The organism is Apolloniradiicaulis salifontis (assembly GCF_053756655.1).
Window position 1 is genome coordinate 2,516,620 of the sequence record NZ_CM132387.1, and the last position, 12,566, is coordinate 2,529,185.

Consider the following 12,566-nt stretch of genomic DNA (forward strand, 5'->3'; position numbering starts at 1 on the left):
GCCGAAAGACCGGCCGGAGCGCGACGTGCCGCCTTTACTCCGGCGCGCCCATGGGTTCCAGATTGCGTGCGCTGTTCCGCGTCGCCTCGCGCCGCGCATCAGGCAGCGCGATCAGGCCGCGCCCGGCGAGATAGCCGAACGGTCCGAAGGCTTCGTCGCTGGTGAGTTCCTCAATGAACGGGACCAGGCCCGGCGCCACGCCCTGATGCTGGTTCTTGGCGTAGACGAACATGGACCGTGAGATCGGGTATTCGCCGCTGGAAATGCTCTCGTAAGTAGGCGTCACGCCGTTCACGGTGGAGGCGTGGATGCGGTCGCCATTCTGTTCCAGGAAGGAATACCCGAACGCGCCGAAGGCGCTGGGCGAGCTGGCCAGGGTCTGGACGATGGCGTTGTCGTTTTCGCCGGAATCCACCCAGGCGCCGTCCTCCCGGATGCGGCTGGCCAGCTGTTCGAACCGATTTTCATCGCTCGCGTAAATATCGTCCAGGCAAGGGATCGCCCGCGCGCCGGCATGCATGCCGAGCTCGACGAAGGCGTCGCGGGTTCCCGACGTCGGCGGCGGACCGAACAGTTCGATGCGGGACGTCGGCAGGTTGGAATCCAAATCCGCCCAGCGCCGGAAAGGATTGTCGATAAAGGTCTCGCACGAATAGCCCCGAACGTCGGAAAAGCTGCGCCCCTCGAGCAGGGCGCCGTCCTCGTTGAGGATCGGTTCGCCATCGGCGTTGAGCGGCATGGGCGTGACGGCGGCCAGAGCAAGAAACAGGTCCTTCATGTCGATGGACATGGCCTCGGCATCCACCGAATTGCCCAGGACGATCCCGTCGAACCCGATGGGTATCTCCGTGATGGCGGTGACGCCGTTATCCTGGCAGAGCTGATACTCGCTCGCCTTCATGGGCCGCGAGGCGCCGGTGAGGTCGGGATAGCTGAGCCCAACGCCGGCGCAGAACAGATTCATGCCGCCGCCAGTCCCTGTTCCCTCCACCACGGGGGTGGGGAAGCTGGTCTTGGCGCCGAAACTCTCCGCTACCGCCGTAGTGAAAGGAAACACCGTCGAGGAGCCCACGATGCGAAGGCCCTGGCGCCCGCCCGAACCGGTCGCCGCGGTTGCCCCCGCAGACGTCTCCACACTGTCTTGCGCGGTGTCGCCGCCTGCGTCCTGGCTGGTGTCGGCGTCGTCCAGAGCAATTTCGTCGCGCGGCTCTCCACACGCGGCGAGAAGGGCGACGGCCGCGGAGGCGGCGAAGAGGCTGAAACGACGGGACATGAGGGCTCCTGCAGATGAACGGACAACGAGTCTGGAGCAAACCAGACCTTCGCGTCATGCGTATGACAAGACCGTTGTGGGAAAATATGTGACTGCACGAAACCTCGGGGATCACCGCGGCGGAAGCCTGATCGCGCCCCGCGAACCTTCGAAGCAAAACCGGAGCGGACGAACCAGCACTCCACGGCCTCGTCGAAAAGAATTTTCGCTTTACACAGGGGCCGCGAAATCCTATCCCGCGCGTCCCGGCGGAGGTGACGATGCCGGATTGGGTTAACAAAAAGCAGGGGGTCACGTGAGTTGTCTCAGTACGATACGCCCCTGGACCTGGTCCGCTCTCGGCCTGTTGAAGGCCCGGTCGCCTGCGCGCGGCCCGATCGACTGACGATCGCAGCGAACTGGTTCCAGAAAAACTTTCCCGGCGAGGTTCTTTACGCCGTCAAAGCCAACCCGTCGCCGTGGGTGATCGACACCCTGTACGCGGCCGGCATACGCTTTTTCGACGTCGCCTCGCTTCCTGAAGTCGAACTCGTCGCGGCGCGCTGCCCCGAGGCGAGGATGGCGTTCATGCATCCGGTCAAAAGCCGGCATGCGATCCGCCGCGCCTATTTCGATCATGGCGTGCGCATCTTCGTGCTCGACTGCGAAGCCGAGCTGGAGAAGATTCTCGCCGAGACCGGCTACGCGGCAGATCTCACCCTGGTGGTGCGCCTGGCCGTCTCCAATGACGGCGCCACTCTGCCGCTGGCCGGCAAGTTCGGCGCAGGCGAGGCCGAGGCGCCGGAGCTGATCCGCAAGGCGCGAAACTACGCCCAGGAGCTCGGCGTGAGCTTCCATGTGGGCAGCCAGTGCATGGCGCCGAGCGCCTATCGCTCGGCGATGATGGAGGCGAGCCGGCTGATCGTGAAGGCCGGAGTCACCGTGGACATCGTGGATGTGGGCGGCGGATTTCCGTCGGTCTATCCCGGCATGACCCCGCCGCCCATGGACGAGTACATGAACGCTGTGCGCGCCGCCTTTGAAGAAATGATGGTGCTGGAGAACGCCGATCTGTGGTGCGAGCCCGGACGCGCGCTGATCGCGGAATCGGTCTCGATCCTCACCCGTGTGGAACTGGTCAAGGGCGACTCGGTTTACATGAATGACGGTTCCTATGGCTGTCTGTTCGACATCGTGCACGCCAAGTGGCCGTTCCCGATCCGGGTTCACCGTGCTGACGGCTTGGTGAGCGAGGAGACCGCGCCGTTCAAGCTTTACGGGCCGACCTGCGACTCCATCGATTCCATGCCTGGCCCGTATCATCTGCCAGCGGACCTGGCTGAAGGCGACGTGCTGGAGTTTGGAATGCTGGGCGCCTACGGCACGGCCATGGCGACCCGCTTCAACGGCTTTGGCGACGTGCAGACCGAGACCGTCCAGGACTTTCCCTGGACCAGCCTTTACACCGACGCCGCGCAGAGCCTGCCCGATACGGGCGGGCGCGTGGTGCCCTTTGCGCGCGGGCTTCGCCGGCGCCGAACCCGATTGATGAAGAGACGCGGATGACCGACACCTCAAATCGCAAGGCCGAGCTGCTCGCCAACCCGGTGGAGCATATCGACATCGCCAGCTTCGATGGTCGCGTGATCATTGATGCCTGGGAGAAGATGAGCTTCTCCAGCCGTGACGCCGCGCGCGCCGCCCGCATCCTGCAGCAGGCGGTGGCCGATCCCGATTGCGCCGTGATCCTCACCCTCGCCGGGTCCACCAGCGCGGGTGGCTGCATGCATGTCTGGCGCGACATGGTGCGCAACAACATGGTCGATTGCATCGTGGCCACTGGCGCGTCCATCGTGGACATGGACTTCTTCGAGGCGCTCGGCTTCAAGCACTATCAGGCCAGCGACACCGTCGATGACCGTGACTTACGCGATCTGTATATCGACCGGATCTACGACACTTATATTGACGAAGAAGAGCTGCAGACCTGCGACCATGTCATCGGCGACATCGCGGACTCCCTGCCCGCCGGCCCCATGTCCAGCCGCGCCTTCATCAAGGCCATGGGCAAATGGCTGGCCGACGGCAACGCCAAGAAAGAAGGCTCCCTCATCGAGGAGTGCTACAAGCACGGCGTTCCGATCTTTGTGCCGGCCTTCTCCGACTGCTCGGCCGGGTTCGGCCTGGTGAAGCACCAGGTGGAGCGCATGAAGAAGAGCGAGGCCTATCTCTCCATCGATTCCGTCGCCGATTTTCGCGAATGCACCGATGTGAAGATCAAAGCGGGCAAGACCGGCCTGTTCATGGTCGGCGGCGGCGTGCCGAAGAACTTCGCCCAGGACACCGTCGTGTGCGCCGAGATTCTCGGCCATGAAAACGTGTCCATGCACGCCTATGCTGTGCAGATCACCGTGGCCGACGTGCGCGACGGCGCCTGCTCGTCCTCGACGCTCAAAGAAGCCTGCAGCTGGGGCAAGGTGGACGTGGCCCTGGAGCAGATGGTGTTCGCCGAAGCCACCACCGTGGCTCCGGTCATCGTGTCAGACGTGTTCCACCGTGGCGCCTGGAAACAGCGCCCGCGCCACCGCTTCGCGGACATGTTTGAAGATTAGGGGTTGTCTGACCTGGTGAAAAAGGGCGGTCCTTCGGAGCCGCCCTTTTTTCGTTGCGCCGGCGTTCGGGGACGGCCTTGATGGCGCCATGGTCAGACCGGCCGGCCGCCGGCCCAGGTCAGCAGCGCGTCAACGGCCGGGCAAAGCGCCTGCCCCCATTGCGTCAGTCCGTATTCCACCCTCGGCGGGACCTCGGGATAGACGACCCGCTTTACAATGCCGTCGCGCTCCATCTGACGAAGCTGCTGGATCAGCATTTTCTGCGAGACCTCCGGGATCGCCCGCTCGAGCTCCGAAAACCGCAGCACTCGGCCGCCGAACAGATGAAACAGGATCACCAGCTTCCAACGGCCCTCGATCATTTTCAGGGCCGCCTCGACGCCGGCCGTCGCCGTTTCGCGCGTATATGTCGCCTGCGATTTTGTAGAACTATCCAATCGCTAACCTCGAGGTAAGTACCAAACCTTTTCGTGCGTTCTTGCCGAAATCACAGGTGAAGCGCAAGTAGCCGCAGACTTAACTTTTATGGAGACAAGGCTATGACGAATACCGTTCCGTTCGCCGTCGCGCGCTACTTCGCCGCGCGGTCGCCCGAGGCTATTGCAGACTGCTTCACCGAAGACGGAATCGCCGTGGACGAAGGCCGCACCCATCGCGGCCGCGCGCAGATCCGCAACTGGCGCGCCGAGGCGGACCGCATCAGCTATCGGCTCGACATCCTGTCCGTCGAATCCGAAAATGGTCGAACGACAGTGCATTGCCGCATCACCGGCGACTTCAAGGGCAGTACGGCTCGGCTGGAGTTTCGTTTCGATCTTTCCGGCGATCTGGTCGCGAAGCTGGAGATTGTGTGATGGCGCTCGATCTCGACCTTGCGGAGAAGCGTGTTCTTGTAACCGGCGGAACCCGCGGAGCCGGCGCGGCGACCGCAAAATTTTTCGTCGAGCAGGGCGCGCGGGTCATGGTGACGGCGCGCAGCGACGCGCCGGGACGCCCGGACGGTACGAAATTCGTCATGGCGGACGTCACCAGCCCGGCGGGAGCCGACACCGTCGCAGCAGCGGTCTTTAAACAGTTCGACGGCCTCGACGTGCTCGTAAACATGCTGGGCGGTTCCAAGGCGCAGGGTGGCGGCTTTGCAGCACTTGACGACACGGACTGGGAATATGAACTGTCTCTCAACCTCATGGCGGCCGTCAGGCTCGACCGGCGAATTCTACCGAGGATGATCTCCCAGGGCGGCGGCGTCGTGGTCCATGTCACGTCCATCCAGAACCGAATGCCTCTGCCGGACGCGACTACGGCCTACGCCGCGGCCAAAGCCGCGCTGTCGACCTACTCAAAGAGTCTCTCAAAGGAGGTCGGCCCGAAGGGTGTTCGTGTCGTGCGCGTTTCGCCCGGGTGGATCGAGACCGATGCGGCGATCGCCCTTGCTGATCGGCTGGCCGCCGACGCCGGGATTGACCGCGAGGGCGGTAAGGCGATCATTATGCAATCGCTTGGCGGCATTCCATTGGGTCGTCCGGCCCGGCCCCAGGAAGTCGCTGAGTTGGTCGGCTTCCTGTCCTCGGCGCGCGCGGCGTCGATCACCGGCAGCGAGCATGTGATCGACGGCGGGACATTGCCTGTTGCATAAGCCGCACCGAGGCGCCTCGCGGCCCGAGGAAAAGAGCGCGCTGTGAGTTTGTAGGCGCCACCGCGTTTGCGCGGACTTTTCTCCCCTGACCTCCCCTCCTCTTCGCTGTGTTAAGGCCCCCATGGACAAAAGTGCGACGATCCTCAGCTACGCCGTGCGCCCGCGCGTGGTGGCGCATATCGGCGCGCTGGCCTTGCTGGCGTTGATCCCGCTGCCGCTGGTCCCCGGCGCGCTGGCGCTGATCGACGGAGACTGGCCTTTCGCGGTGCGCTGCGGCGTGGTGCTTTTGGTGTTCGCCGCCATCGGCGCGTTCGGACGCATGAAGCGGCCTCGGGCGCCGCGGCTGAACGAGGCTCTGGTGGTGATGGCGGCGGTGTTCATCGGGCCGCCCATCGCCATGGGATGGGCCATGACCGCCTACGGCGTTCCGTTGAACGCCGCCCTGTTTGAGTCGGTCTCCGCGCTCACCACCACCGGAATGTCGGTCCTGCCCGCGCCGGAGGAGCTTGACTCCACGCTGGTGTTCACCCGCGCCTGGATGCAGTGGATTGGCGGGCTCGGCTTTGCGGTGCTGGTGCTGGGCCTGATGGGCGGCGCCGGGGCCAGCGCCGCCCATCGGCTGAACGAGGCCCAGCCCATGGGCGAGGACCCCATGGCGCCCCTGCGCACCCGCGCCCGGCGCACGCTGCAGGTCTATGTCCTGCTCACCGCTGCGTGTTTCCTGGCGCTCTGGGCGACGGGGCCGGACGCCTGGACCAGTCTTCAATTCGCCATGACCGCGCTGGCCACGGGCGGGTTCGCGCCCCATTCAGCGAGCGCAGCGATCCTGGAGGGATGGGCGCCGAAGCTGGTCCTGATCGGGTTCTCCATCGTCGGCGCGATCAGCTTTTCATTCTACGTGCAAATCCTGCGCAAGAGGCCGCCGAGCGAAGCGCTGTGGTCGGACGTCCTCTCCCTGTTCAGCTTCGCCACCCTGGCGATCCTGGGGCTCGCCGTTTTCATGGTGCTGGACGGCGTCGCGCTGCGCGACGTGCTGGCCCAGGCGCCGTTCATGGCGCTGGCGGCCCAGACCAATGCGGGCTTCACCACCATGGAGGTGAGCAGTCTGCCGCCGGCGGGGCTCGCCGTGCTGATGATCGCCATGTGGATCGGCGGCAATTCGGGGTCCACCGCCGGCGGGATCAAGACCTTCCGCGTGCGCACCCTCATCGCCATGGTGCGCCTGACCCTGCAGCGCACCAGCCTGCCGCCGGACGCGGTGACCCGCCTGTCCGTCGCCGGGCGGCTGGTGCGCCGGGATCAGCTGGAAAGCGTCCTTACCATCGCCATTCTGTCGGTGGCGACCATCTTCATCGCCTGGATCCCGTTCCTGGTGGCCGGTTACGGGGCGGACTCCCTGTTTGAAGTGGCCAGCGCAGTGACCACAACCGGATTGTCCATCGGGATTGTGGGGCATGAGCTGGAACCGGGCCTGAAAGCCGTGCTCACCGTGGCCATGATCCTGGGCCGGGTGGAGTTCATCGCCCTGCTTATCATGATCTGGCCGCCGACCTGGGTCGGCGGCGCCGCTAAAGAGAGCTGAGCCATGCGTATCGTCATCACCGGCCTGACCGCCATGAGCCTTGAAGCCGCCCGCGCCTTCGCCAAGCGCGGCGACGACGTCATCCTCATCGACCCCGATCAGGAGACGTTCGAGGACGCCGCCGACGATCTGGACGTGGCGTTCATCAAGGGTGACGGCGCGCGGCCCGACGTCTTGTCGCAAGCCAATCCTGAAAAGGTGGATGTGATGTACTGCCTGAACAACGACGACAAGGACAACATCATCGCCGCCCTCGTGGGCAAGGCGGCGGGCGTCAAGCGGGTGATCCTGAAGGTCGAGGACCGCGCCTACCAGCCGATCTGCGACAAGATCGGCCTTGATGAACGCGTCGATCCCGCCCACGCCATGGCCCGGGCTCTGGTGCACATGGGCACGCAGGACGCCGGCGGCTTCGATGAAGGCGCGGTGGAGCGCGACGCCCGGCACGATGGCGGGAAAGAAGATCCCGCCGCCCGCACCCGCGGCGGAGAGAACGGCGATACCGGCGCCTGAGGGGAGCGCGGGCGGGCGCGGCCCTATGCGCATGCGCCGCCTTGACCGGACCCCTCGCCATGCCCACTTTGCGCGCCCATGACCGCCCCTGTGGATAACCCTGAAGCGTCGGCCGAAGCGGCCGGGCGCGACGACGTAGAGATCGTCACTTTCGGCTGCCGGCTGAACGCCTGGGAGTCGGAAGTGATGCGCGACCATGCGCGCGCGGGCGGGGTTAAGAACACCATTCTTGTAAACACCTGCGCGGTGACCAGCGAGGCCGTGCGCCAGGCGCGTCAGACCATTCGCCGCCTCAAGCGCGAGCGCCCCGATGCAGAAGTGATCGTCACCGGCTGCGCCGCCCAGATCGACCCGGACATGTTCGCGAAAATGCCCCAGGTATCGCGCGTCATCGGCAACGCCGAGAAGATGCGCGCGGAAACCTTCAGCGCGAAAACCGTCTCGGGCGCCGGCCGGGTCGAGGTGGGCGACATCATGGCGGTGCGCGATCTCGCTTCGCACATGGTGGACGGGCTGGACGGAAAGGCGCGCGCCTTTGTTCAGGTGCAGACCGGGTGCGACCATCGCTGCACGTTCTGCATCATCCCCTATGGCCGTGGAAACGCCCGCTCGGCGCCCGCCGGCGAGGTGGTCGATCATGTGCGCCGCCTTGTTGAGACCGGCCATAGCGAGGTCGTGCTCACCGGCGTCGATCTCACAAGCTGGGGCCAGGACCTGCCCGGCGCGCCGCAGCTCGGACGCCTGGTGCGCGCGATCCTGAAACAGGTCCCCGACCTGCAGCGCTTGCGCCTGTCGTCCATTGACCCCATCGAGATCGACGAGGATCTGTTCCGCGCCGTCGCCGAGGAAGAGCGGCTGTGCCCCTACATGCACCTCTCGCTTCAGGCCGGCGACGACATGATTTTAAAGCGCATGAAGCGCCGCCATTCGCGCGATGACGCCATCGCGCTGACCCGGCGGCTGCGCAGCGTGCGCCCGGACATCGCGTTCGGCGCGGATCTGATCGCTGGCTTTCCCACCGAGACCGAGGCGATGTTTGAAAACTCCATGGCGCTTGTGGACGAGTGCGATCTCGCCTTCCTGCATGTCTTCCCCTATTCGCCGCGCCCCGGCACGCCGGCCGCGCGCATGCCCCAGGTGAACGGGACCGTCATCAAGGAGCGCGCCGCGCGCCTGCGCGAGAAGGGCGACGAGGCGCTGCGCCGCCATCTCCAGCGCCGCGTCGGCGCCACCCTGACGGTGATCATGGAAAAGCCCGGCTTTGCGCGCGCTGATGATTTCTCGCCTGTTCTTCTGGACGCCCCGGCCCGGCCCGGCGCGCTGTTGCAGGCGCGGATCACCGGCCATGACGGCGAGCGCCTGATAGGCCAGGCGGTGGAGGCGGTGTCTTGAGCTGGTTCAAGTTCGGCTTCGGCAAGAAGAAACAGGACGCGGCCCGAGATGCGGAGCCCGCCGAGGAGGGCGTTGAAGAGACGGTTGTCGAGACCACGGGCGGCGAAGAGGCGGGTGTCAAGACCACGGGCGGCGAAGCCGCGCCGGTGAACGAGGCCGCGCCGCCAGACGTCCAGGAGCCTGCGACGCCCGAGCCTGACCTTCCCGACCCGGTCGCCCCGGCCGATCCGCCTGCGAGCGACCCCGACGCGCCGGTTGAGCCGGAAGACATTGCGCCCGATCCCGCCGCCGCCCCAGAGCCAGAGCCTGCCCCGCCGGTTGCCGACGTCCCGCCCGGGGAAGCTGCTCAACCAGAGCCCGCACCCGCCGACGGCGTGTCTGACGCGGGCGACCGCACCGGCTTCTTCGCCCGCCTCGCCTCGGGCCTGAAGAAATCCTCCTCGCGGTTTTCCGAGTCGGTCTCGGCGGTGTTCACCCAGAGGAAGCTCGATGACGAGGCGCTGGAGGAGTTAGAGGATCTGCTCATCGCGGCCGATCTGGGCGCCAAGGCGGCCGGGCGCGTCACGGCGCGGCTGGCGCGCGACAAGTTCGACAAGGATGTGACCCCTCAAGAGATCAAGGAAGCCCTGGCCGAAGTGGTCACTGAAATCCTGGCGCCCTACGCCCAGCCGCTGGACATGTCGGGAGACAGCCCGCGCGTCGTGCTTTTCGTGGGGGTGAACGGCTCGGGAAAGACAACCACGCTGGGCAAGATTGCGGTGAAGATGACGCGCGAGGGCGCCGACGTGATCGCCGCCGCCGGAGACACCTTCCGCGCCGCCGCCGTGGAACAGCTGGAAGTCTGGTCACAGCGCGCGGGCGCCACCTTCATGTCGCGACCTCTGGGCGCGGATGCGGCCGGGCTCGCCTTCGACGCTCTCGAAGCAGGCAAGCGCCGCGGCGCCGACGCCGTGCTCATCGACACCGCCGGCCGGCTGCAGAACAAGGCCGAGCTCATGGACGAGCTCAGGAAGATCGTCCGTGTTTTGAAGAAGCAGGATTCAAGCGCGCCGCACCACGTGATCCTGGTGCTTGACGGCACGGTGGGCTCCAACGCCATCTCCCAGGCCGAAGCCTTCATGGAGGCCGCCAACGTCACCGGCGTCATCATGACCAAGCTGGACGGCACCGCCAAAGGCGGCGCGCTGGTTCAGGTCGCGGAGAAATTCAAACTGCCCATCCACTTCATCGGAGTCGGCGAAGGCGAAGCCGACCTCACCGCCTTTGATGCAAGGGCGTTTGCGCGCGCTTTGGCGGGGCTTGAGGGCTGAGGCGGGTCTGAGCGACACTGGAGCGCCTTACTCCTCCCCCTTTACGGGGGAGGTGCGCCGCGCGAAGCGCGGGGCGGAGGGGGCGCGGCTCCAGATCTTCATAGCTTGGCGCCTGGGACCTCACCCGACCCGAGGCTTCGCCTCGGCCCACCCTCCCCGTAAAGGGGAGGGAGTTGCGCGGATGCTGATGTGCGCGCTTCAAAGCTGGACTGCAGAGAACAGCCCCTAACCCTCCATCTCCTCGCGGAGCATTTCCAGTTCCAGCCAGCGCTCTTCCTTGCGCGCCTTGTCGGCGCCCAGGGCCGCATGCTCCAGCGACAGGGCGTTGAAACGCTCAGGATCGCGGGAGAACAGGCCGGCGTCGGCGAGCTGTTTTTCGATTGCAGCCATGCGCGCCCCGATCTTCTCGATCTCGCCGGGCAGGGTCTCCAGCGCATGCTTGTCCTTGAAGCTCATTTTCGCGGCGCGCGGCTTGGACGCGCCAGCCCCGCCGCCGGCCCCCGCCTTCGAGCCGGACTGCGCCCCGGCCTTCTCGCGCGCCCGCACCCCCTCGCCGCGCTGATCGACCATGTCAGAATAGCCGCCGGCGTAGACGCGCCAAACGCCGTCGGTTTCCCAGGCGATGGTGGCGGTGGCGGTGCGATCGATGAAATCGCGGTCGTGGCTGACCAGGATACAGGTGCCGTCATACTCGCTGATCAGCTCTTCGAGCAGATCCAGCGTCTCCAGATCAAGATCGTTGGTGGGTTCGTCCAGCACCAGAAGGTTGGAGGGCAGCGCCAGGGCGCGCGCAAGCATCAGGCGCGCCCGCTCACCGCCGGAGAGCGCTTTGACCGGAGTGCGCACCTGTTCGGAAGAGAACAGGAAATCCTTCATGTATGCGGCCACGTGCTTGACCTGGCCGCCCACGACCACGCGCTCGCCGCCGCCCGGCGCGATGGCTTCGCTCACCGTCCACTCGGGTTTCAGCGCGGCGCGCTTCTGATCAAGGCTCGCGATCTCCAGATTGGCGCCCAGGCGCACGGTTCCCGCGTCGGCCTCGATCTCTTTGGTCAGAAGCTTGATCAGCGTCGTCTTGCCCGCTCCGTTGGGACCCACCAGGGCGACGCGGTCGCCGCGCGCAATCTTGATGGAGAGGTCCTCCACGATGGGCCGGCCGTCATAGGACTTGGCCACATGTTCGGCCTCGATCACCAGCTTGCCCGAGCGCTCGGCTTCCGAAAGGGACAAGTTCGCGGCGCCTTGCGGGCCGCGCCAGGTCTTCAGCTTCGACTTCATGTCCACCAGCTCGCCCACGCGGCGCACATTGCGCTTGCGCCTCGCGGTGACGCCGTAGCGCATCCAGTCTTCCTCGCGGGCGATCTGGCGCGCCAGCTTGTGGCGCTCGGTTTCCTCGGCCTCGAACACCTCGTCGCGCCAGGCTTCAAAATGGGCGAACCCCTTGTCCAGTCGACGCGTCACGCCGCGATCAATCCAGACCACCTGACGGGTGAGGTTTTCCAGAAAGCGCCGGTCGTGGCTGATCAGAACCAGCGCGCCTCTATAGGCCTTCAGCTCGCCTTCCAGCCATTCGATAGCGGGCAGGTCGAGATGGTTTGTCGGCTCGTCCAGCAACAGGATGTCGGGCTGCGGCGCCAGCGTGCGCGCCAGCGCCGCGCGGCGCGCCTCACCGCCGGACAGCGTGTCCGGCGAGGCGGCCGGATCAACGCCCAGATGCTCCACCAGATAATCGGCTCGGTAATCCTCATCGCCCGGCGCCAGCCCCGCGCGGACATAGTCGATCACGCTGTCATAGCCGGCCAGATCCGGCTCCTGGGGCAGATAGCGCAGCGTCGAGCCGGGATGCACGAAACGATCACCGGAATCCGCCTCGATGATCCCGGCCGCGATCTTGAGAAACGAACTCTTGCCCGAGCCGTTACGGCCCACCAGCCCGATGCGGTCGCCCTGACCGACAATAATCTCGGCATTGGTGAGAAGCGGCGTGGCGCCGAAGGTGAGCGCGGTGTCGGCGAGGGTGAGAAGCGGCGGGGCCATGAACGTCCTCGGCAGGGCGGCGGGACCCCTGCGTTAGCGCAAGGCCGCCCGCCTGTCATGGCCGATCCGCAATAAAGCCTGGAACCGGCAGGCTGGATCGACGTTTTCTTTTCATGTGCGTGCGTTCGAATATTCAATTAATTATATGACAGTAAATTGAAATATTCGCACCAATTTTGCACTCCCACGAAAAGCCGTTATGATGAAAACTAAAGTTTTTTAGACAAGGGAG

11 protein-coding genes are annotated in these 12,566 nt (G+C 65.6%); 8 read left to right on the top strand and 3 right to left on the bottom strand.

Translation table 11 applies throughout. The features are described 5' to 3' along the window. Positions 1 to 34: 34 nt before the first annotated feature. The gene (locus ACWCOP_RS12060) at positions 35 to 1,273 is read right to left on the bottom strand and encodes a substrate-binding domain-containing protein (protein ID WP_478248536.1); all 1,239 of its coding nucleotides are present in this window, start codon (positions 1,271 to 1,273) and stop codon (positions 35 to 37) included. Between the two features lie 300 nt (positions 1,274 to 1,573). Here ACWCOP_RS12060 and ACWCOP_RS12065 point away from each other — a divergent pair, with 300 nt between their 5' ends. Then, on the top strand, positions 1,574 to 2,818 hold the full coding sequence (locus ACWCOP_RS12065; protein WP_478248537.1) for a type III PLP-dependent enzyme: 1,245 nt from the start codon (positions 1,574 to 1,576) through the stop codon (positions 2,816 to 2,818). Beyond that, positions 2,815 to 3,864, top strand: a complete 1,050-nt coding sequence (locus ACWCOP_RS12070; protein ID WP_478248538.1) for a 1,9-bis(guanidino)-5-aza-nonane synthase — start codon at positions 2,815 to 2,817, stop codon at positions 3,862 to 3,864. The genes ACWCOP_RS12065 and ACWCOP_RS12070 overlap by 4 nt, the downstream gene beginning before the upstream one ends. 92 nt (positions 3,865 to 3,956) lie before the next feature. Here ACWCOP_RS12070 and ACWCOP_RS12075 read toward each other — a convergent pair whose 3' ends face one another. Further along, entirely contained in the window at positions 3,957 to 4,226 is a 270-nt protein-coding gene (locus ACWCOP_RS12075; RefSeq protein WP_478248539.1) for a winged helix-turn-helix transcriptional regulator, read from the bottom strand. Between the two features lie 177 nt (positions 4,227 to 4,403). Between ACWCOP_RS12075 and ACWCOP_RS12080 the strand changes: the two genes are divergently transcribed. The 6 genes from ACWCOP_RS12080 (at position 4,404) to ftsY (ending at position 10,297) form a co-directional block, all read left to right on the top strand. Beyond that, on the top strand, positions 4,404 to 4,718 hold the full coding sequence (locus tag ACWCOP_RS12080; RefSeq protein ID WP_478248540.1) for a nuclear transport factor 2 family protein: 315 nt from the start codon (positions 4,404 to 4,406) through the stop codon (positions 4,716 to 4,718). Then, positions 4,718 to 5,500, top strand: coding sequence for an SDR family oxidoreductase (locus ACWCOP_RS12085; RefSeq protein WP_478248541.1), 783 nt, complete (start codon positions 4,718 to 4,720; stop codon positions 5,498 to 5,500). Before ACWCOP_RS12080 ends, ACWCOP_RS12085 begins: the two co-directional genes overlap by 1 nt. A gap of 121 nt (positions 5,501 to 5,621) precedes the next feature. Next, on the top strand, positions 5,622 to 7,082 hold the full coding sequence (locus ACWCOP_RS12090) for a TrkH family potassium uptake protein (protein WP_478248542.1): 1,461 nt from the start codon (positions 5,622 to 5,624) through the stop codon (positions 7,080 to 7,082). Positions 7,083 to 7,085: 3 nt separating this feature from the next. Next, the gene (locus tag ACWCOP_RS12095; protein WP_478248543.1) at positions 7,086 to 7,595 is read left to right on the top strand and encodes a potassium channel family protein; all 510 of its coding nucleotides are present in this window, start codon (positions 7,086 to 7,088) and stop codon (positions 7,593 to 7,595) included. 78 nt (positions 7,596 to 7,673) lie between these two features. Next, on the top strand, positions 7,674 to 8,987 hold the full coding sequence (gene mtaB / locus ACWCOP_RS12100; RefSeq protein WP_478248544.1) for a tRNA (N(6)-L-threonylcarbamoyladenosine(37)-C(2))-methylthiotransferase MtaB: 1,314 nt from the start codon (positions 7,674 to 7,676) through the stop codon (positions 8,985 to 8,987). Further along, on the top strand, positions 8,984 to 10,297 hold the full coding sequence (gene ftsY, locus ACWCOP_RS12105; protein ID WP_478248545.1) for a signal recognition particle-docking protein FtsY: 1,314 nt from the start codon (positions 8,984 to 8,986) through the stop codon (positions 10,295 to 10,297). The genes mtaB and ftsY overlap by 4 nt, the downstream gene beginning before the upstream one ends. 225 nt (positions 10,298 to 10,522) lie before the next feature. On the opposite strand, the gene ACWCOP_RS12110 is transcribed toward ftsY, so the two are convergent. Continuing rightward, complete coding sequence (locus ACWCOP_RS12110) at positions 10,523 to 12,334, bottom strand: ABC-F family ATP-binding cassette domain-containing protein (protein ID WP_478248546.1); 1,812 nt, start codon at positions 12,332 to 12,334, stop codon at positions 10,523 to 10,525. Positions 12,335 to 12,566: the final 232 nt, after the last annotated feature.

What these genes read in the sequence shown, in the direction of transcription:
- ACWCOP_RS12085 (WP_478248541.1), top strand. Translation starts at nt 4,718, where the DNA reads ATGGCGCTCGATCTCGACCTTGCGGAGAAGCGTGTTCTTGTAACCGGC.
- ACWCOP_RS12090 (WP_478248542.1), top strand. Translation starts at nt 5,622, where the DNA reads ATGGACAAAAGTGCGACGATCCTCAGCTACGCCGTGCGCCCGCGCGTG.
- ACWCOP_RS12070 (WP_478248538.1), top strand. Translation starts at nt 2,815, where the DNA reads ATGACCGACACCTCAAATCGCAAGGCCGAGCTGCTCGCCAACCCGGTG.
- ACWCOP_RS12080 (WP_478248540.1), top strand. Translation starts at nt 4,404, where the DNA reads ATGACGAATACCGTTCCGTTCGCCGTCGCGCGCTACTTCGCCGCGCGG.
- ACWCOP_RS12095 (WP_478248543.1), top strand. Translation starts at nt 7,086, where the DNA reads ATGCGTATCGTCATCACCGGCCTGACCGCCATGAGCCTTGAAGCCGCC.
- mtaB (WP_478248544.1), top strand. Translation starts at nt 7,674, where the DNA reads ATGACCGCCCCTGTGGATAACCCTGAAGCGTCGGCCGAAGCGGCCGGG.
- ACWCOP_RS12060 (WP_478248536.1), bottom strand. Translation starts at nt 1,273, where the DNA reads ATGTCCCGTCGTTTCAGCCTCTTCGCCGCCTCCGCGGCCGTCGCCCTT.
- ACWCOP_RS12110 (WP_478248546.1), bottom strand. Translation starts at nt 12,334, where the DNA reads ATGGCCCCGCCGCTTCTCACCCTCGCCGACACCGCGCTCACCTTCGGC.
- ACWCOP_RS12075 (WP_478248539.1), bottom strand. Translation starts at nt 4,226, where the DNA reads ATGATCGAGGGCCGTTGGAAGCTGGTGATCCTGTTTCATCTGTTCGGC.